Raw genomic sequence first — 18,300 nt, 5'->3', positions numbered from 1 at the left:
CGAGTCTCCACGTTCGGACATGAATCTCAAAAACCTCACCCTCGCCGTCATCGTCCTTGCCGCCCTCGCCGGCGTCGCCGCCTTCCTCAATCGTCCGACGCCACCGCCCGACGCCGACCCTCGCGTCGACCAGCCGCTGCTCACCACCGACCTGGCCAACGCCATTAAGTCGCTCACGCTCGCCCAGAATGGCAACAGCGTCACCATTACTCGCTCCGCCGACGCCGACACGTGGCGCGTCAGCAACTACCACGACCTGCCCGCCAATGTGACCAAGCTTCGCACCTTCGTGCAGAGCCTGACCGAGGCCAAAATCCAGCGCGTCGTCACCCGCGACCCGACCCGTGCCGCCCGCCTCGAACTCGGCACGGTCGAGATCGATCTCACCACGACCAGCGGCGAAACGTGGTCGCTCGACCTCGGCAAAAACGCCGATCGTGGTGGCCGTTACCTGCGGTTTGGGGATGCCGACGACGCCCCCGCCTACCTCGCCGACTTCAACGGCTACGTCGACACCACACCGAAGAACTGGACCGAGTCCAAACTCGTCGCCGCCGGCCGCGACGACATTGCGGCAATGACCCTCACGTTCGCCGACGCATCGGAAGCACCGCTCACCCTCACCCGGGAATCCGCCACCGCCGATTGGGTTGCCGCCGATCTCCCGGCCGGTAAACAGGTCAAGGCCGGCGCCATCTCCACTCTGCTCTCCACCGCCTCGAGCCTTCGTTTCACCGAAGCCGAACCCGCCGGCTCGGCCGACGCCACCGACGCCGCCGCCCACAGCCGCACCCTCAGTTTCAAGACCTTCGCCGGCGAGGAGTTCACCATCACCATCGGCCGACGCCCGGAGCAGACCGTCGTCAAAGCTCCCGAGCCCGCCAACCCCGCCGCCGCCGCCGCCGAAATGGTGGCAGAAGCCGCAAGCGCCACCACGCCGGAATCCGCCGACGAAGTCCTCGAAGACCTGACCGAAACCGTCCCCGCCGGTCCGACCTACGCCCAAGTCACTGGCCCCGCCAGCCTCGCGCCGCTCGCAACCTTCAACGACACCCTCTCCTTCAAGATCTCCGACTACAGCTACACCAGCCTCCCCGCGAACCGCGAGGCCCTCTTCGAAGACACCGCGCCGCCCCCCGCTGCACCCGCGCCAAACGCCCCCTAGCCCTCTCTCCCTCGGGTTTCGCCGTCGCCAGCCCCTTCGCTTTTTCGCCCGATTGTAACCTAATAGGTTACACTTTTAACCCACGCCACGACCCCACTTTACGATGGCAACACGGCCCACGCGCGCTCGGATTTGTCACCTATTGGGTTACAAATTACCTAAACAGATTCGGGTGAAGTTACCGCTTGAGTTCGTATCATTACATGCCGATATGATGATCCGTAATGACCCAGGACCGAGCAATCTCCTCCCTCTTTTCGGCCGATCGCCCCCTTCGTTCGCTCGAATTTTTCCCGCCCAAGAGTGACGATGGGGTCTCCGCCCTGCGCGCCACCGCCGAAGCACTGCGGACGATCGACTGGGATTTTGTCTCCGTGACCTACGGCGCGGGCGGCAGCACCCGGGATCGGACCGCCCAAGTGTCGGCCATGCTCAAGGACGACCTCGGCTTCACCGTCATGCCGCACCTCACCTGCGTCGGCCACAGCCGCGCCGAGCTGGAGGCGCACGCCGATCGCCTCCATGCCGACGGTTTTCGCAACATCATGACCCTGCGCGGCGATCCGCCCAAAGGGGAGACCACCTTCACGCCCGCGGCAGACGGCCTGCGCTACGCCAACGAACTCGTGACCCTGCTCAAGGATCGCCACCCCGACTTCTGCCTGGGTGTCGGCGGCTATCCCGAAAAGCACCCCGAGGCAACGTCCCTCGACGCCGACCTCGACAACTTGAAGCGCAAGGTCGACGCCGGCGCCGACTTCGTGACGACCCAACTCTTTTTCGACAACGCCATCTACTTCCGCTTCGTCGAAAAGTGCCGCGCGCACGGCATCACCGTCCCGATCGTGCCCGGAATCATGCCCGTGCTCTCGATCAAACAAATCAAGCGCATCGTCGAACTCTCCGGCACCAGCTTGGCCACCGCGCTTAACCGTCGCCTTGAAGTCGCCTCCGCCGATCCGGATGTGGTCGAGGTTATCGGCATCGACTGGGCGTTGGATCAGATCCGCGATCTCGTGGCCCAAGGCGCACCGGGTTACCACCTCTACATCCTCAACCGCGCCCGTCCCGCCCTCGCCCTCGCCGCCGGCCTCGCGGCTTGAACCCGGTCTTCCCTCCGCGCCGGTTTTCGGTTTGCGTGGCGTCATCGACCCCGCCGCCGCAGCCCCCCCCTCGACGCCTCGAAGCCAACACGCCGTCATCACCGGCGGTTCGAGTGGCATTGGGCTGGCCCTGGCCCGGCGTCTCGCCCGGCAGGGCGCGCGCCTGACGCTGCTGGCCCGCGACGACGCCAAACTGCGAGCCGTCGCGGCCGACCTTCAGGACGAGCTCCCTGCGCTGCCGTCGGTGTTCGTGCGCTCGACCGACGTGACTCAACAGGCCGAGGTCGAAACCGCACTGGTCGACGCCATGGCCGCGCACGGTCCCGTCGACCTTCTCATCACCTCGGCCGGCCAAGCCGTCGCCCAAACCTTTGAGGCGACTCCGGTGGACCAGTTCGAGCAACTGATGGCGGTGAATTATTTCGGTTCGCTCTATGCGGCTAAAACCGTGTTGCCCGCCATGCGGGCCCGCGGCCGGGGCAAGGTGGTGCTGATCTCCTCCGGCACCGGCCTGTTCGGCCTCTTCGGCTACAGCGCCTACGGTGCGTCCAAGTTCGCCCTGCGCGGCCTGGCCGAATCATTGGAGGCGGAATACCGCGGCACTGGGGTTGGCATCCACATCGCGTATCCACCGGACACCGACACGCCGCAGCTCGCCGCCGAAAACGCCACCAAGCCGCCCGAAACCAAAGCCATCACCGCCGGTGCCGGTCTTTGGTCAGCCGATGCCGTCGCCGAACACATCCTGCGCCAAGTGGCGGCCGGCCGCTTCAGCATCACGCCCGGCTTTCCCCTCTCCGCCCTCGCCTGGGGCCACAGCCTGATCGCCCCCATTCTGCGCTGGCACTTCCACCGCGTCGCCCGTCGGGCCGCGGCGCCCCGTCGGTAGAAGGCTGCTTCAGCCCCCTGCCATCACTGGTCGGAAACCGGCTTCGCGCAGGATCTCGCCGACCTGTTCACGCTTGTCGCCTTGGATTTCGATGACACCGGCCTTCACCGTGCCGCCACAGCCGCAGACCTTCTGCATGCGTTTCGCGAGCTGCTGTTTCTCGGGCTCGCCGATGCCAACGAAACCAGACACCGCCGTGACGGTCTTGCCGCCCTTGCCGCCGGTTAGACGACGAATCTCAACCCGACCGCGATTCCTGTTGGGTTGACCCCGTTGGGAAGTCTTCGCCACTGGTGCCGGACTTGGCGCCGCAGCGCTCGGGCCGGTCGGCAGATCACCGAGGCCCCCGAGAGCGCCAAACGGGTTTTGCCCGAGGTCGGATCCACCGTCGGTCGAAATGCGTTTATCCTTCGCCATGGCCAAGGTCTCAGTGTTTGCCGCCGCACACCCCCGCCGGGATGTCGCCCTCGCCGTCGAGGAACATCACCGCCTTGGCGTAACTGCGGTTCTGCAAAAAGTGCACCAAGCGCGGCGGCAGCGTCTCCCGCCCCTGCGCCAGAAGGTCGTCCAAGCGGATCGTTTCGGCGGCAATCACCGCGCCGTCGCTACGCTGAATGGCGCCCATCAGGGTCGTCAGGGAGGTCTTTATTTCGTTCTGCATGGGTCGAATAGGGATATTAATGCCGTTCCTGCTCCGAGTAAGCTCTTCTCAAACTTGCACGCAACCCCCGGCTGCGAATCGGGATCACGCTTGAGAAAAGCGGGCCGATCCTTTGCCCTCGGCACCAAATCCTTATATTCGAGCATCTTTCAAACGCCGAACCGCGACCAGCGTCCTCCGACGTCTCGCGGTTTCCTTTTCTGCGCAACGCATCATGAATCCCTCTTCCCTTTCCACCGGCGCCAATGCCGAGGTCTTTGAGACCCTCTACGCGCAATGGCTGGAGAATCCCGATTCGGTCGACGCCACCTGGCGCGCCTTCTTCCAAGGTTTCTCGCTGGGCCACACCGGCGGTCCGCTCACCACCGCCGCCGCGACGTCCGCCGGCGTGCACGTGGTCGACAGCCGCAAGCAGGTCATGGCCATCCGCATGATCAATGCGCACCGGTCCCACGGTCACCTCCAGGCGCACCTCGATCCGCTCAATCCGCCACCGGCTCCTCACCCGAAGCTCGCCCTCGAGGCCTTTGAGTTCACCGAGGCCGACCTCGACGAGTCCTACACCCTCACCCGCTACAAGGGCGGCGGTCAGATGAAGCTGCGCGACATCGTATCGTCGTTGCACCAGACCTTCAGCGGCACCATTGGCGTCGAATACATGCACGTGGGCGACATGGAGGCGCGCGACTGGCTCCAAGCCCAGATGGAGGCCTGCAACAACCAGCCGTCCTTCGACACCTTCCGCAAGACCCAGATTCTGCGCCGCGTCCACAAGGCCGAGATCTTCGAACAGTTCCTGCACCGCAAATTCGTCGGCCAAAAACGCTTCGCCCTCGAAGGCGGCGAAACCCTGATCGCAGCGCTCGATTCCTTCCTCGAAAAATGCCCCGAGCTCGGCGTGCAGGAAGTCGTCATGGGCATGGCTCACCGCGGCCGCCTGAACGTCCTCGCCAACATCCTGCGCAAGCCCTTCGACGTCCTCTTCGACCAATTCTCGGAGAACTACATCCCCGACACCGTGGCGGGCGACGGCGACGTGAAATACCACCTCGGTTACGAGGCCGTTTTACCCACCAAGACCGGGGGCGACGTCGAGGTGCGCCTCGCCGCCAACCCGTCCCACCTCGAAATCGTCAACCCGATCGTCGAGGGCAAGGCCCGCGCCCGCCAGCGCATCCGCCAGGACCTCGAACGTCGCCGCGTGTGCCCGTTGCTCATTCACGGCGACGCCGCCTTCGCCGGCCAGGGCGTGGTGGCCGAGACGCTCAACTTCTCGCAACTGCCCGGCTACCGCACCGGTGGCACCGTGCACTTCGTCATCAACAACCAGATCGGCTTCACCACCAATCCGGCCGACGCCCGTTCGACCCGCTACTGCACCGACGTCGCCAAGCTCATCGAGGCGCCCGTCTTCCACGTGAACGGCGACGACCCCGAGGCCGTCTGCTACGTGACGCAACTCGCCCTCGAGTTCCGGGTGAAGTTCCAGCGCGACGTCGTCATCGACATGGTCTGCTACCGCCGCCACGGCCACAACGAGTCCGACGAGCCGGCCTTCACCCAGCCGCTGATGTATAAGACGATTCGCGCGCACGAGTTCGTCTCCAAGATCTACACCCGCAAACTCATCGAGGAAGGCACCATCACCCAGGAGAAGGCCGACGCCATCGTGCAGGAATACACCGACGCGATGGAGGCCGCGTTCGAGAAGGCCAAGGAAAGCGACGCCGCCCGCGTTGCGCGCAAGGAGGAACAGGACCAGTTCCGTGGCTCCACCGCCATTTTCCAGCCCGGCTACAGCCACGCCATCGTGCCGACCGGCGTCAATGCCGACGCGCTCCAACGCGTGTCCGACGCCCTCACCACCACCCCGCCGGACTTTCATGTGAACAACAAGATCCGGCGCCTGCTCGACAACCGGGCCAAGGCCTTCAGCGAAGGCGGCCCGATCGAGTGGTCCTACGCCGAATCCCTCGCCTGGGGCACCCTGCTCGCCGAGGGCACCCCCGTGCGCCTCTCCGGGCAGGACTGCCGCCGCGGCACCTTCAGCCAGCGCCACGCCTATCTCTACGACGCCGAGACCCGCGAACGCTACGCGCCCCTCGACCACGTCTGCGAAGGCCAGGCCAAACTCTGCGTCTACAACTCCCTGCTCTCCGAGGCGGCCGTGCTCGGTTTCGACTACGGTTACTCCTTGGACTACCCGGACATGCTCTGCCAATGGGAGGCCCAGTTCGGCGATTTCGCCAACGGCGCCCAGGTCGTGATCGACCAGTTCATCGCCTCCTCCGAATCGAAGTGGCAACGCGTATCCGGAATCGTGTTACTGCTGCCCCACGGCTACGAAGGCCAGGGCCCGGAGCACTCCTCCGCCCGCCTCGAGCGTTTCCTCCAGCTCTGCGCCGAGGACAACATCCAGGTCGCCAATATCACCACCCCGGCGAACTTCTTCCACGTGCTGCGCCGCCAGATGCACCGCGACTTCCGCAAGCCCCTCGTGGTGATGTCGCCCAAGTCGCTCCTGCGCCACCCGGCGGCGGTCTCCAAAGTCGAGGACTTCCTCGAAGGCACCGCCTTCCAGGAGATCATGTTCGACCCAACCCCGGCCGAGAAGACGGAGCGGCTCATCCTCTGCTCGGGCAAAGTCTACTACGACCTCGACGCCTACCGCCGCGAGAAAGAGATCACCAACACCACCATTGTGCGCGTCGAGCAGTTGTATCCCTTGCACACCGACGTGCTCGGTGAGCTCGCGGCCAAACACGCCGACGCCAAGCTCGTCTGGTGCCAGGAAGAACCCGCCAACATGGGCGCCTGGTCCTTCATCGCGCCGCAACTGCAGGACGTCTTCGGCCGTCAGGCCGTGTTCGCCGGTCGCGACGCCGCCGCCTCTCCGGCCGTGGGCACCATCGCCCAGCACAAAGCCGAACTCGCCCAGCTTCTCATGGAAGCTTTCAGCCTCTAACTCCCTCTCTTCTCCACATGAGCACCGAAGTCAAAATACCGTCCCTCGGCGAATCCATCAGTTCCGGCGTGCTCGCCAAGTGGCACGTCGCCGACGGCGACACGGTCAAATCCGGCCAAGCCCTGTTCGAACTGGAAACCGACAAGATCACCCAGGAAGGCACGGCCGAGGCCGATGGCGTCATCAGCCTCAAAGTCGCTGAAGGTGACGAGGTCGCCATCGGCGATGTCGTGGCCGTGATCGAAGCCGGCGACGCGCCTCCCAAGGCCGACGCGCCGCAGGCACAGGACTCCGGCGCCGAGGAAACGGCGACCGCCGGCAGCGATGCCGAAAAGTCCGACGCCATTTCCCCAGCCGTTCGCCGCGTGGCGGAAGAAACCGGCATCGACCCGGCCGACGTGGCCGGCACCGGCAAAGGTGGCCGCGTGACCAAGGGCGACATGCTCGCCGCCGCCAAGGCCGCGGACTCCTCGCCCAAAAAATCCGAGTCGACCGAGAAGAAGCCTGCCCCCGCGCCCGCCAAGGAACCGAGCAAGCCCTCGATCCCGTCCGCCAGCTCCAGCAGCGAACGCCAGACGCGCAAGAAGATGTCCCCCCTGCGGGCCAAGATTGCCGAGCGCCTCGTCCAGGCCCAGCACCAGGCCGCCATGCTCACGACCTTCAACGAGGTCGACATGAGCGCGGTGATGGAACTGCGCAAAAAGTATCAGGACGTCTTCGTGAAGAAGAACGGCTTCAAGCTCGGCTTCATGTCGTTCTTCACCAAAGCCGTCGTGCACGCGCTGAAGGAAGTCCCCGGCGTCAATGCCATCATTCAGGGCAACGAGATCGTTCAGAACCACTACTACGACATCGGCGTGGCCGTCTCCACCGACAAGGGCCTCATGGTTCCGGTCATCCGCGACTGCGACAGCCTTTCGCTCGCCGGCATCGAGTCCGGCATCGCCGACGTCGCCAAGCGCGCCCGCGACGGCAAGATCACCCTGGCCGATCTCGAAGGCGGCGTCTTCACCATCACCAACGGCGGCATCTTCGGCAGCATGCTCTCGACGCCGATCCTGAACGCGCCGCAGAGCGCCATCCTCGGCCTCCACGCCATCAACGACCGCCCGGTTGCAGTCGACGGTCAGGTCGTCATCCGCCCGATGATGTATCTGGCCCTCAGCTACGACCACCGCCTCGTCGACGGCAAAGAAGCCGTCACCTTCCTCGTGAAGGTGAAACAAATCATCGAAGACCCCGCCCGCCTCCTGCTGGATCTCTAATCATCAACCGCGAAGGGCGCGAAGGCTCGCGAAGAGTGATCCTGCTGCGCCAACCCTTCGCGCTTCTTCGCGATCTTCGCGGTTTAAAAACATGTCTTCCCAGTCCTTCGATCTCCTCGTCATCGGCGCCGGTCCCGGTGGTTACGTCTGCGCCTTCCGCGCAGCCCAACTCGGCCTCAAGGTCGGCCTCGTTGAAAAACGTCAGACCCTCGGCGGCACCTGCCTCAACGTCGGCTGCATTCCCAGCAAGGCGCTGCTCGCCTCCTCCGAGCACTTCGCCTTCAATCTGCACCACGCCGCCGAGCACGGCATCAAGATCGACGGCATGTCGATGGATGTCGGCGCGATGCTGAAAAAGAAGGAAGACATTGTCGCCAAGATGACCGGTGGTCTCGCCGGCCTCGCCAAGGCGCGTAAGGTCACCGTCATCAATGGCACCGCCACCTTCGAGAACGCCACCACCGTCGCTGTAGCCGGGGTCGATGACCCCGGTTCCGTCACCAAACTCACCGCCAAGCATATCGTCATCGCCACCGGCTCCGCCCCGGTCGAACTGCCCTTCCTCAAATTCGACGGCGAAACCGTGGTCTCCTCCGATCACGCCATCGCCTTCACCGAGGTGCCCAAAAAGCTCGTCGTGGTCGGCGGCGGCGCCATCGGCCTTGAACTGGGATCCGTCTGGGCGCGCCTCGGTTCCGAGGTCACCGTGGTCGAGTTTCTCCCGCAGATCGCCGGTGCCGCCGACAAGGACGTCGTGCGCAACTTCACCCGCATCCTGCAAAAGCAGGGCCTCAAGATCGAGGTGAACGCCAAAGTCACCGGCTTCAAGGACGGCATCCTCACCGCCGAGCGTGACGGCAAGACCCTTGAGTTTCCCGCCGACAAGGTCCTCGTTTCCGTCGGCCGCCGCCCCTACGCCGACGGGCTCGGCCTCGATAAAGCCGGCGTCGAGCTCACCGACAAGAAACGCATCAAGGTCGACGCGAAACTGAAGACCACCGCCGCCAACATCTACGCCATCGGCGACGTGATCGACGGGCCCATGCTGGCCCACAAGGCCGAGGAAGACGGCGCCGCCGTCGCCGAGTGGATCGCCGGCAAAGCGGGTCACATCAATTGGGACCTCATGCCGGCCATCATCTACACCGATCCCGAGATCGCCACCGTCGGTCTCGGCGAGGACGCCGCCAAGGCCGCGGGCCGCAAGGTCAACGTCGGCAAGTTCAACTTCGCCGCCAATGCCCGCGCCCACGCCAACGACGGCGCGGACGGTTTCGTGAAGATCATCGCCGACGCCGAGACCGACAAAATACTCGGCGCGCAGATCCTCGGCAAAAACGCCGGCGAACTCATCAGCGAAGTAGTCACCCACATGGAATACGGCGGCAGCGCGGAGGACCTCGCCCGCACCATCCACGCCCACCCGACCATGAGTGAGGCCGTGAAAGAGGCGGCGCTGGCTGTCAGCAAAAGCGCGATTCACGCCCTTTGAGCCCGCCCAAGCTGCTCCTCTGGGACATCGACGGCACCCTGCTCGCCTCCGGTGGCGCGGGCATGCGCGCGCTCGAACGCGCCGTATCCGCCGAATTCCTACACGACGCGCCCGCCGACCTTTCCACCATCGATTGGGCCGGTCGCACCGATCGCTGGATCGCGCAGAAGATTTTCGAGAAATACAGCATCGAGCACACCCCTGCGCACGTCTCGCGCCTGCTCGATGCCTACATCATCCGCCTGCCGGAGGAACTCGCCCGCACGACCCGCGTGCTGCCGGGGATCATCGAAATCCTGACCGCGGTCGCGCAGCGGGACGACGTGCATCAGGGCCTGCTCACCGGGAACCTGGAACGCGGCGCCGCGACCAAACTCGGCCACTTCGATCTCTGGCGTTTCTTTCCCTTCGGCGCCTTCGCCGACGACAGCGCCCTGCGCAACGACCTAGGTCCCCACGCCCTGCACCGCGCCACCGCCCACACCGGCATCAGTTTCGCGCCGGAGAACGTCTGGATCATCGGCGACACCCCGCACGACATCGCCTGCGGCAAAGTCATCGGCGCCCGCACCCTCGCCGTCTGCACGGGCCACCACTCGCGTGACGAGCTTGCCGTTCACCAGCCCGACGCGGTGCTGGAGGACCTGGCCGACGCCGTCTCGTTCTGGCGGACGCTGGGTTGACGCGGTCCGCCGCTACGGCGATTCCCGCTCCGTCCAGAAACGGAACCGTTCGATCCAGAACCGGTGATCCTCGGCACCGGCCGCACGGCGTGAGTCGACCTCCTCCAGCCAATCCGCGAATTCCCGATCTCCGACGATCGAAGCCGCTTCAAGCGCCAGCTCCAAGCACTCGCTGTCGCCCCGTGCAACGCATTGACGCAGGTAGTCGATTGCCTCCTCCCGCTCGATTTCCGCCGCCCGTTCCACCGTCACGAAGTCAATGGAGATCGTGAAGCGGTCCGCCAGGGTGTGGCCATATGACCGGGTGTAACCTGAAACCGCGTCGCGAATTTGGCCCTCGATCGGCCCCAGGTTCAAAGCTTCGAGACACTGGTAGTCGTGCGGTCGCACCCGCACAAAGGTCAGCGATGACGCGCGACGCGCCGACCACGGAGTTACGGCCTCCAGGAATCGCGGGCGACGTTGCAGCCAACTGGCCAATGCAGGTGAAGCATCACACTCGATGCGCAGGCTGGAGAACGCCCGCATGATGATGCCGATCACCTCCGGATCCGCCGGCCGGACGGCCAGCCACGGTGTCAGATCGCGCTCCATCATCTCCACCTCCCGCAGCGCTCTCTCGGCATCCATGGTCTGGATACAATCGGGATGAAACATCACAAAGCGTCCGGATGGACGTTGGTTCAGGAAAAATACCCCGACGCCGGAAAGCGGTGTGAGATTGGCCGAACTGCCGGCATCGGAGGACTCGACCACCAAGGTGTCCTCACCGGTTCCTTTCAACCATCGGGCGACGCGAACGACGCCGCGATCCTCCTCCATTTCACAAGTCCCCACCACCACGACGTCTGCCTGTGCCCGCAGTGTGCCCAATGGCAACGGCCGCCAGTCTCCCGCCCAGACGATACTTCCCATCGCCGCGCACAAACATACGAGGCGGAGGAAATTGTGGACGTTTCGATTCATTTCAGTCGTGCCAGCGCTTCTCGCCCGCTTCGATCGCCAGATCGAGGAAGTCTTCTTCGCGCGGGATCGCGCAGCCGTAGACCGGCGTGTAGGCGCAGTAGGGGTTGTAGGCGGCGTTGAAGTCCACCGTGTAAACGTGCCCCGGGTCCGCGGAGAGCTCGAAGTCGAGGTAACGCCCGACTTCGTAGGTCGTATCGCCGGTGGTGCGATCGGTAAACCAGATGCCGTAGTAAAACGCTTCGCCGAAGGGCATGCGATAGACCCGCACCTTGTGACTCCGCCCCTCACGCTCGAAGATCAGAAAACCGAACAACTCGCCCTTCCGCTCCCGGCCCTTGGTGTCGAAGATCACGATTGGCTCCGGTTCGGCATAGAGGTGCAACCTGCTTTGGAAGACCCAAGACGCGTCGGGCGCGAAATACAGCAGCGGCGTAAACGCCACCACATGCTTCTCGTTGTTGAACGGCGACTGCGGATCATCCCGCATCCATGCATCCTTCTCCGCCCGCGCTGCCAGGACCCCCTCCGCCGTCCAAGCTTCCTGGGCCTGCAAGCCCACGACAAGAAGCGCAAAGAAGACGGTCAGGCGGAGGAGACGGCGGCGGTTCATGCGATCAAATCAGACGGTCGGCGCGCTCGGGTCAACGGGTGGTGCAACCGGCTCAGTTCGTGACCAGGAAGCGTTCCAACGCATCACTGGTGGTCAGGTCGGTGCACTGAAAATCGAGCACCTCGGCCATCGTGGCGCCCATGACGGCCCACAGCTCCTCGCTGCCGACCGCAATCCGGTAGGTCCGGCCGTCCTCGACATCGCGCCAGGCTTCCACTGGGCGCAGCGACACCGGCGCACCCCGCAGGCGGGCTTGCATCTCGCGTATCCGCTCACCGGTGACGGTGATCACGCCAATCGGCTCGGCATAATCGATCGCCGCCAGATCGCTCACCCGGGTAAGGCCGGGCGCATAGGGCTGGGCCACTTCGTCCTGGCTGCGGCTCGCGACGCCGAAATCCGCCCCGACCGCCCGGCGCAGCGCGTCGGCCTTGGCATCGGCCAGCTCGGTGCCACTCAGCCCGCCGACCGGCAACAGCGGCGAGGTCGCCCGCTCCGACGACCACTGCCAGCGGCTGTCGAAGCTGCGCGCCACGACGACCTGGGTCTGCGCCTGGTTCAGCACCAGGCAATCCACCCCGGAACCGATGTTGCGGGGAAAGCCCCCCTGCCCGGCCATGATGGCGGTCAGGGGCGAGTCGGTCGCATACCCGTCGGCCGTCGCCGCCGCGACCCAGAAGACCAGGCGATCCGTCGCATCCGGATGGTAGTGCAGCAGGCCCGTGACCGCGCCGGCGGCCGGCACCTTCAGCCCATCGCTGAAGGTGATCGCGTCGCTGCCAACGGTGACCGGGAAGCGATCCGCCAGCGCCTCGACCACCGCGTTTTGCGCCGCCGTCCCGATCAAAATGAGGTGATTGCCCACGAGGTCCGCCGCCGTGATCTCCGTGTCGGCCTTGGTGCGCAGCAGACCATAAAGCAATTGGGTATGGGAGATGCCATCAACACCCTCGCCACCGCTGGGGCTTGTCCACGCGCCAGAGGCGTTGCCGCGCGCCACCTCGGCCGCCGCCTTCATCGCGGCATTGGTGGCTTCGTCTCCACCGGTTCCATACACGATGAGCAGAGGCTCGCCGCTGAAGAGTTGGTTGATGCCGCCCGGGGTGTGCAACCGGTAGGGCAACACGGGGGCGGAGGTCTGCACCTGCCACCCAGCTTCGCCCTCGGCCAGCACCAGCCGCGCCGGCACTGGAGCCCGCACCTCGAAGGGAATGCCTCCGTTGACCGACAGCGTCAGCGGTTTCGTCGGATCGATCGGCGACTCGTCGATGCGCAAAGCCAGCCGGCTTACGTTGAAGAGTTCTGCGTGCACGTCGTTGGCCGTTCCTGCTCGCAAGACGAAGCGCGCCGGGCGCGCCGACGGTCCCCATTCGACGACCTCACCCCACCAGCCCCGCATGGCGATGCCGTCGATCGCGGTGTAGTCGATGTGTCGCACCGTGCGGGAATCCGGCCGCAGCTTGCCGCGGAACCACGCGTCGCTGCGAGCATTGCCCGCGGCATAATCCCAGGCCGCGTGTCCGAGACCGTTGGTCTCATCCGCCACCACCAGACCGCCGCGCTCGCGCAACCAGGCCAGCGGGCCGCGCGAGGCCAGCACCGGCACGACCGGATCGTCCTGGCTGTGGGTCGCATACAGCGGCAGCGTCAGCAGGTTGCCGAGCGGACGATCCAGCGCGTAGCCGCAGGTCGGCCGGCCCGTGGCAAAGCGATGCGGATACCGTGCCCCCAGCCAGAACGTGCCGCCGCCGCCCATGCTGCCGCCATTGAGGTGAACGCGATCCGGATCGATTGCCCAGTGGGCTTCGACATAGTCGAGCACGCCGCGCACATCGGCTTCCGAAAGGCCGAGGTAGCGCCCGCCGCGCGCCCGGCCCAACACGGACAGGTTGAACCACTCGGTCTGCTCAGGCCAGCCGGACGCATGCTCCAGGTGGTTGCCCGCAAAACCGTGCAGGTAGATCGACACCGGAGCCGGCTGCGCCGGGTCGTAGTCGGTCGGGATGTTGATCTGAAAAGGCTGCCCCGAGCCATCTGCCGGCGAAAGATAGGCCCACTCCTGCACTCCCCGCAGCTCACTGAGCACCCGCGGGTTGGCCAGGATGCGTTGGGTCCACTCCTCCAGCCGCGCCTGACGTTCCGCGATCTTCGGGCTATCGGCGCCGAAGCGTTCCGCCGCCACGCCCGCTTCAAACTGCAGGTATTTGATCCAGCCGTGGTAGGCCGTGAGATCCTCCCGGGCCAGAATGTCGTCACCCGTCGCGGCGCGGGCAGGGAGCGATACGAGCAAACAAGCGACAAGGCTCGCTGCACGGAGGTTCGAGCGGAAGTATTTCATGGCAACGGGGTGGGATACGAAGCGCCGCAGGGGGACGGCCAACATGTTGAGGAAGGAAGAAAACTGCCGCCATAGGCCCCGCTTCCGGAACCAATTATGCCGACATCGCGCCATGCTGACCCATCGCGTCCATCGCGCGATCCCAAACCACCCTACTTGTCCAGACCGCGCCCAACTCCTGGGTCCAGCCCTCCCCCCGCAGCATGTTTTTTCGTGTCTTTAGCGATTTTCGTGGTTTCTCCTCTCCTCCGCCATGTCCCAAACCTTCACCATCGCCATTGGATCCGACCACGCCGGTTTTGCCTACAAGGGCAAGATCATCGAAATGCTCCTCGCCGAGGGCCACACGGTGAAGGACATGGGCACCTACTCCGCCGACTCCTGCGATTATCCCGACTGGATCCGCCCCGTCGCCGAAGCCGTCGCCCGCGGGGAATACCAACGAGGCATCGTGCTGGGCGGCTCCGGCAACGGCGAAGCCATCGTCGCCAACCGCGTCAAAGGTGTGCGCTGCGGCCTCTGCTGGAACGAGCAGGTCGCCATTTGGAATCGCTCCCACAATGACGGCAACGTGCTCTCCCTCGGTGAACGCACCGTCACGATCGAAGAGGCGCTGCACATCGTGAAGGTCTGGCTCGCCACCGAATTTGAAGGCGGCCGCCACACCAAGCGCATCGAAAAGATAGACGCTTGAGGTGCGCTGGCCTGCCCCGGCGGCGTCACCGCGCTGGCCCCCTTGCGCAACCGGCAACGCTTATTAAGCTGTTGCATGAAAACGACGACCGCCCGGCTCGCCGGACACCACTACCTCCACCTCCCGGGATCCGATCCCGGGGCGCCTCCGCTGCTGTTGCTGCACGGCACCGGCGGCAATGAACAGGATCTCGTTTCCCTCGCCCAGCGCCTCTCGCCTGGCTCCACCCTGCTGAGTCCGCGGGGCAACGTTTCCGAACGCGGCGCCAATCGCTTTTTCCGTCGGTTCGCCGAGGGCGTGTTCGATCTCGACGACGTGCGCACCCGCACCGGCGAACTCGCGACCTTCCTCAGCTCCGCCTGCGACGAACTCGGCATCGACCGCACTCGGCTCATCGCCCTCGGTTTCTCCAACGGTGCCAACATCGGCGCGACGCTCCTGCAACTCCACGCCGACACCCTCGCCGGCGGCATCCTGTTGCGTCCCATGGTCGTGATCGATGAACCCGCGGCCACCAACTCCCTCGCCGGCAAACGCGTGCTGCTCGCCAACGGCTCATTTGATCCGCTCATCCCCGCCGATCATCCGGACCGCCTCGCTGCGATCCTCGAAGCCGGCGGCGCACAAGTGCATCGCCACGTCAGCGCCGCGAGCCACAATCTGATTCCGGCCGATCTCGAAGCCGCGACCGAGTTCTTGAGTTCCAATTAGTCGCCCCGCCCCATCATGAAAGTCACCTACTACGGTCATTCCACGTTCCTCGTGGAGACCGCGCACCACCGCCTGCTCATCGATCCCTTCCTGACCGGCAACCCCGCCGCGCCTGTCACCGCCGACGAGGTGAAGTGTGACTTCATCCTGCTGTCGCACGCCCACAGCGATCATAGCTGCGATGCTGAAGCCATCGCCGCCGCCAACAACGCGACCATCATCGCCAACTTTGAGATCGCCGAATACTACGCCGCCAAGGGCCTGACCACGCACGGCATGAACCCGGGTGGCGGCTTCAAGTTTCCCTTTGGACGCGTCGCGCTCACCGTCGCCTTCCACACGTCCAGCTTCGACGCCGAATCCCCCACGCTCTATGGCGGTGTGCCTTGCGGGATCGTGATCGAGGCCGACGGCCAACGCCTCTACCATGCGGGCGACACCGCGCTCTTCAGTGACATGAAGCTCATCGGTCGACACGGTCTCGACCTCGCCATCGTGCCCATCGGGGACAACTTCACCATGGGCCCGACGGATGCCCTCGATGCCCTCGACTTCCTGAACCCCAAACTCGCGCTGCCCATGCACTACGACACCTGGCCGCCCATCGCCCAGGACGGCGACGCTTGGGCCCGCGCCGCGACCGAACGCGGCCACCCCGCCCGCGCCCTCAAGCCCGGTCAGACGGTGGAACTGTAGCGCGGGCTAGCTGCGCCACTCCGACGCAGATCTACACGGAGGAAACGAAGGAGAAAAACGAAGGTAACGGAGCGGAGCCAGACAGTCGACCGCCAGACCTTCGTTCTCTTCGTTACCTTCTGTGAAAAAACGCAGGCTGACGGCCTCAGTTGTCCTCCGTTGCCTCCTGTAGAACCACCACTCCACCGCTGTCTTACACGGAGGCAACGAAGGAGAAAAACGAAAGTAACGGAGCAAACCAGACGGCCTGCCGCGTAACCTTCGTTCTCTTCGTTACCTTCTGTGAAACAACCCAGGCTGACGGCCTCAGTTGTCCTCCGTTGCCTCCTGTGAAAGCAAACCCGCGCTTTACGCGCAGGCGGCGTCGATGGCCTTGAGCTCTTCGTCGCTGAAACCCGCGGCGGACGCGCAGGCGACGTTTTCTTCGATTTGCTTCACACTGCTGGCGCCGATGAGCACGGTCGTCACGGCCGGCTGACGCAGCACCCAGGTGAGCGCCATTTGCGCGAGCGTCTGGCCGCGGGCTTCCGCGATCTTGGCCAGCGCGACGATGCGCTTTTGGTTCTGCTCCACCTCGGACAGTTGCAGGAAACCGGAGTCGCGCGCGGCGCGGGAATCGGCCGGGATCTTGTCGAGGTAGCGCGAGGTGAGCTGGCCTTGGGCGAGCGGTGAAAACGGGATGCAGCCGATGCCGAGCTCGGTGAGGGCGGGCAAAAGCTCCGGCTCCACCCAACGTTCGAGCAGGTTGTATTTCGGCTGGTGGATGAGCAGCGGCACGCCGAGGTCGTCGAGAATGGCATGGGCTTCGCGGGTCATGTCCGCCGGGTAATTGGAGATGCCGGCGTAGAGGGCCTTGCCCCCATGCACGGCGGCCGCCAGCGCGCCCATGGTTTCCTCCAAGGGCGTATCGGGATCAGGCCGGTGGGAGTAAAAAATGTCGACGTATTCGAGCCCCATGCGCGCCAAACTTTGGTCGAGCGAAGACAACAGGTATTTGCGGGAACCCCACTCGCCGTAGGGCCCTTCCCACATGTGGTAGCCGGCCTTGGTCGAGATGATCAGTTCGTCGCGGTATTGACCCAGATCGAGGTCGAGGATCTTGCCAAAGTTCTCCTCCGCCGAGCCGGGAGGCGGTCCATAGTTGTTGGCCAAGTCGAAGTGCGTGATGCCCATGTCGAAGGCGGCCCGGCACATGGCGCGGCCGTTTTCGAACACGTCGACGCCACCAAAATTGTGCCAGAGGCCCAGCGACAGCCGGGGCAGTTTCAGCCCGCTGCGACCACAGCGTTCATAGGGCACCTTGGAGTAGCGGTCAGGGGCGGCGACGTAGGGATTGGACATAGGACAAGCAAGCTGTCGCCCGGCATCGCCCTTGTCCAATCGGCAATGATCGGACCGATCGTGAACCGTTGAGCGTCCGGCACTACTTGGCCTCGGGTTCTATCGGTTTCTTCATTTCCCACTTACCAGTCGAACTCTGAATCCAAACTCCAACTGCGCTGTTTTCAGCAATCTGACGGGCACGGATCTTACCGACGGTTTCATGATCAGATTCGGTCCGCCGTGCGATCGCCTCGTAGACCGCTTTCCGGTCGACGTTCTCCGCGGCGACCAGAGTCTCAGCCGCCTTGTTGTTGGCGACTCGCGTGGCCACGTAGCCGTCGTTGGTTTCACCAATGACCCCCTGCGCCTTGAGCGCGTCGAGCTGCGGCAAGCGCTCCTGCATCCGGGCGCGCAAGGCGCCCATGTCCTGCGCCCACGCCCCGGCGGCGAGGCAGAGCAAAGCGATGAACCAAACGAAAGGACGGAAAAGGCGTGGATTCATGGGAGAGGCTTTCACTTAACCCGCCGGATTGATGGTCGAGGACTGGCGGTCGAGGTCGCCGAAGAAATCGTCGAGCGCGCGGTCCACCTTCACGTTCACATCGACCACGGCATGCACTTGGATCGGGTCCATCTTGACGTGAACGCAGCCGGTCAAAACGAGGCTGCAAAAGAGCGCGGAGGGAAGCAGGCGGTGCATGATAAGAGCGGTAGCGGGCTCCGACCCCTCGCGCAACGA

At 64.7% G+C, this 18,300-nt stretch carries 18 protein-coding genes; 10 read left to right on the top strand and 8 right to left on the bottom strand.

Annotated elements, in window-relative coordinates:
• The first annotated feature begins 19 nt into the window (after positions 1-19).
• The 3 genes from AC0MRV_RS12030 (at position 20) to AC0MRV_RS12020 (ending at position 3,157) form a co-directional block, all read left to right on the top strand.
• Positions 20-1,165, top strand: coding sequence for a DUF4340 domain-containing protein (locus AC0MRV_RS12030; protein WP_472764718.1), 1,146 nt, complete (start codon positions 20-22; stop codon positions 1,163-1,165).
• 224 nt (positions 1,166-1,389) lie between these two features.
• Complete coding sequence (metF, locus tag AC0MRV_RS12025; protein ID WP_472764717.1) at positions 1,390-2,268, top strand: methylenetetrahydrofolate reductase [NAD(P)H]; 879 nt, start codon at positions 1,390-1,392, stop codon at positions 2,266-2,268.
• A 31-nt stretch (positions 2,269-2,299) separates the two neighbouring features.
• Positions 2,300-3,157, top strand: coding sequence for an SDR family oxidoreductase (locus tag AC0MRV_RS12020; protein WP_472764716.1), 858 nt, complete (start codon positions 2,300-2,302; stop codon positions 3,155-3,157).
• 9 nt (positions 3,158-3,166) lie between these two features.
• Here AC0MRV_RS12020 and AC0MRV_RS12015 read toward each other — a convergent pair whose 3' ends face one another.
• The gene (locus tag AC0MRV_RS12015) at positions 3,167-3,574 is read right to left on the bottom strand and encodes a translation initiation factor (protein ID WP_472764715.1); all 408 of its coding nucleotides are present in this window, start codon (positions 3,572-3,574) and stop codon (positions 3,167-3,169) included.
• A gap of 10 nt (positions 3,575-3,584) precedes the next feature.
• Positions 3,585-3,818, bottom strand: coding sequence for a hypothetical protein (locus AC0MRV_RS12010; protein ID WP_472764714.1), 234 nt, complete (start codon positions 3,816-3,818; stop codon positions 3,585-3,587).
• A 214-nt stretch (positions 3,819-4,032) separates the two neighbouring features.
• Here AC0MRV_RS12010 and AC0MRV_RS12005 point away from each other — a divergent pair, with 214 nt between their 5' ends.
• The 4 genes from AC0MRV_RS12005 (at position 4,033) to AC0MRV_RS11990 (ending at position 10,223) form a co-directional block, all read left to right on the top strand.
• On the top strand, positions 4,033-6,783 hold the full coding sequence (locus AC0MRV_RS12005; RefSeq protein WP_472764713.1) for a 2-oxoglutarate dehydrogenase E1 component: 2,751 nt from the start codon (positions 4,033-4,035) through the stop codon (positions 6,781-6,783).
• Between the two features lie 17 nt (positions 6,784-6,800).
• The gene (odhB, locus tag AC0MRV_RS12000; RefSeq protein WP_472764712.1) at positions 6,801-8,048 is read left to right on the top strand and encodes a 2-oxoglutarate dehydrogenase complex dihydrolipoyllysine-residue succinyltransferase; all 1,248 of its coding nucleotides are present in this window, start codon (positions 6,801-6,803) and stop codon (positions 8,046-8,048) included.
• 91 nt (positions 8,049-8,139) lie between these two features.
• Positions 8,140-9,540: a dihydrolipoyl dehydrogenase gene (gene lpdA / locus AC0MRV_RS11995; protein ID WP_472764711.1), complete on the top strand. Its 1,401-nt coding sequence runs from the start codon at positions 8,140-8,142 to the stop codon at positions 9,538-9,540.
• Entirely contained in the window at positions 9,537-10,223 is a 687-nt protein-coding gene (locus AC0MRV_RS11990) for an HAD family hydrolase (RefSeq protein ID WP_472764710.1), read from the top strand. The genes lpdA and AC0MRV_RS11990 overlap by 4 nt, the downstream gene beginning before the upstream one ends.
• A gap of 12 nt (positions 10,224-10,235) precedes the next feature.
• Here AC0MRV_RS11990 and AC0MRV_RS11985 read toward each other — a convergent pair whose 3' ends face one another.
• The 3 genes from AC0MRV_RS11985 to AC0MRV_RS11975 are packed head-to-tail and all read right to left on the bottom strand — an operon-like array spanning position 10,236 to position 14,137.
• Positions 10,236-11,189 carry a hypothetical protein gene (locus tag AC0MRV_RS11985; protein ID WP_472764709.1) on the bottom strand — a complete coding sequence of 318 codons (954 nt, stop codon included), beginning with the start codon at positions 11,187-11,189 and terminating at the stop codon, positions 10,236-10,238.
• Between the two features lies 1 nt (position 11,190).
• Entirely contained in the window at positions 11,191-11,799 is a 609-nt protein-coding gene (locus AC0MRV_RS11980) for a DUF1684 domain-containing protein (protein WP_472764708.1), read from the bottom strand.
• Between the two features lie 52 nt (positions 11,800-11,851).
• Positions 11,852-14,137, bottom strand: coding sequence for a hypothetical protein (locus AC0MRV_RS11975; RefSeq protein ID WP_472764707.1), 2,286 nt, complete (start codon positions 14,135-14,137; stop codon positions 11,852-11,854).
• Positions 14,138-14,390: 253 nt separating this feature from the next.
• Here AC0MRV_RS11975 and rpiB point away from each other — a divergent pair, with 253 nt between their 5' ends.
• The 3 genes from rpiB to AC0MRV_RS11960 all read left to right on the top strand — a co-directional run bounded on the left by rpiB (position 14,391) and on the right by AC0MRV_RS11960 (position 16,238).
• A complete protein-coding gene (gene rpiB, locus AC0MRV_RS11970) occupies positions 14,391-14,831 on the top strand; it encodes a ribose 5-phosphate isomerase B (RefSeq protein WP_472764706.1) in 441 nt (146 codons plus the stop codon).
• A 75-nt stretch (positions 14,832-14,906) separates the two neighbouring features.
• The gene (locus AC0MRV_RS11965; RefSeq protein WP_472764705.1) at positions 14,907-15,542 is read left to right on the top strand and encodes an alpha/beta hydrolase; all 636 of its coding nucleotides are present in this window, start codon (positions 14,907-14,909) and stop codon (positions 15,540-15,542) included.
• 15 nt (positions 15,543-15,557) lie between these two features.
• The gene (locus AC0MRV_RS11960; protein ID WP_472764704.1) at positions 15,558-16,238 is read left to right on the top strand and encodes a metal-dependent hydrolase; all 681 of its coding nucleotides are present in this window, start codon (positions 15,558-15,560) and stop codon (positions 16,236-16,238) included.
• A 348-nt stretch (positions 16,239-16,586) separates the two neighbouring features.
• Here AC0MRV_RS11960 and AC0MRV_RS11955 read toward each other — a convergent pair whose 3' ends face one another.
• The 3 genes from AC0MRV_RS11955 to AC0MRV_RS11945 form a co-directional block, all read right to left on the bottom strand.
• Complete coding sequence (locus tag AC0MRV_RS11955) at positions 16,587-17,579, bottom strand: aldo/keto reductase (protein WP_472764703.1); 993 nt, start codon at positions 17,577-17,579, stop codon at positions 16,587-16,589.
• Positions 17,580-17,661: 82 nt separating this feature from the next.
• Entirely contained in the window at positions 17,662-18,063 is a 402-nt protein-coding gene (locus AC0MRV_RS11950) for a YdbL family probable chaperone protein (RefSeq protein WP_472764702.1), read from the bottom strand.
• A gap of 15 nt (positions 18,064-18,078) precedes the next feature.
• Positions 18,079-18,261 (bottom strand): hypothetical protein, encoded by a 183-nt coding sequence (locus AC0MRV_RS11945; RefSeq protein ID WP_472764701.1) that lies wholly within the window; start codon positions 18,259-18,261, stop codon positions 18,079-18,081.
• Positions 18,262-18,300 lie beyond the last annotated feature (39 nt).

The organism is Actomonas spartinae (genome assembly GCF_051209155.1).
Lineage (GTDB): Bacteria > Verrucomicrobiota > Verrucomicrobiia > Opitutales > Opitutaceae > Actomonas.
The sequence above is the reverse complement of the archived record's forward strand: the minus strand, read 5'-3'. Positions and strand labels throughout refer to the sequence as shown.

Coding starts and splice junctions, on each gene's coding strand:
- AC0MRV_RS11960 (WP_472764704.1), top strand. CDS start 15,558: ATGAAAGTCACCTACTACGGTCATTCCACGTTCCTCGTGGAGACCGCG.
- AC0MRV_RS11965 (WP_472764705.1), top strand. CDS start 14,907: ATGAAAACGACGACCGCCCGGCTCGCCGGACACCACTACCTCCACCTC.
- lpdA (WP_472764711.1), top strand. CDS start 8,140: ATGTCTTCCCAGTCCTTCGATCTCCTCGTCATCGGCGCCGGTCCCGGT.
- AC0MRV_RS11955 (WP_472764703.1), bottom strand. CDS start 17,579: ATGTCCAATCCCTACGTCGCCGCCCCTGACCGCTACTCCAAGGTGCCC.
- AC0MRV_RS11950 (WP_472764702.1), bottom strand. CDS start 18,063: ATGAATCCACGCCTTTTCCGTCCTTTCGTTTGGTTCATCGCTTTGCTC.
- AC0MRV_RS11985 (WP_472764709.1), bottom strand. CDS start 11,189: ATGAATCGAAACGTCCACAATTTCCTCCGCCTCGTATGTTTGTGCGCG.
- AC0MRV_RS12015 (WP_472764715.1), bottom strand. CDS start 3,574: ATGGCGAAGGATAAACGCATTTCGACCGACGGTGGATCCGACCTCGGG.
- AC0MRV_RS11975 (WP_472764707.1), bottom strand. CDS start 14,137: ATGAAATACTTCCGCTCGAACCTCCGTGCAGCGAGCCTTGTCGCTTGT.
- AC0MRV_RS12030 (WP_472764718.1), top strand. CDS start 20: ATGAATCTCAAAAACCTCACCCTCGCCGTCATCGTCCTTGCCGCCCTC.
- AC0MRV_RS11980 (WP_472764708.1), bottom strand. CDS start 11,799: ATGAACCGCCGCCGTCTCCTCCGCCTGACCGTCTTCTTTGCGCTTCTT.
- AC0MRV_RS12010 (WP_472764714.1), bottom strand. CDS start 3,818: ATGCAGAACGAAATAAAGACCTCCCTGACGACCCTGATGGGCGCCATT.
- AC0MRV_RS12005 (WP_472764713.1), top strand. CDS start 4,033: ATGAATCCCTCTTCCCTTTCCACCGGCGCCAATGCCGAGGTCTTTGAG.
- metF (WP_472764717.1), top strand. CDS start 1,390: ATGACCCAGGACCGAGCAATCTCCTCCCTCTTTTCGGCCGATCGCCCC.
- odhB (WP_472764712.1), top strand. CDS start 6,801: ATGAGCACCGAAGTCAAAATACCGTCCCTCGGCGAATCCATCAGTTCC.
- rpiB (WP_472764706.1), top strand. CDS start 14,391: ATGTCCCAAACCTTCACCATCGCCATTGGATCCGACCACGCCGGTTTT.
- AC0MRV_RS11945 (WP_472764701.1), bottom strand. CDS start 18,261: ATGCACCGCCTGCTTCCCTCCGCGCTCTTTTGCAGCCTCGTTTTGACC.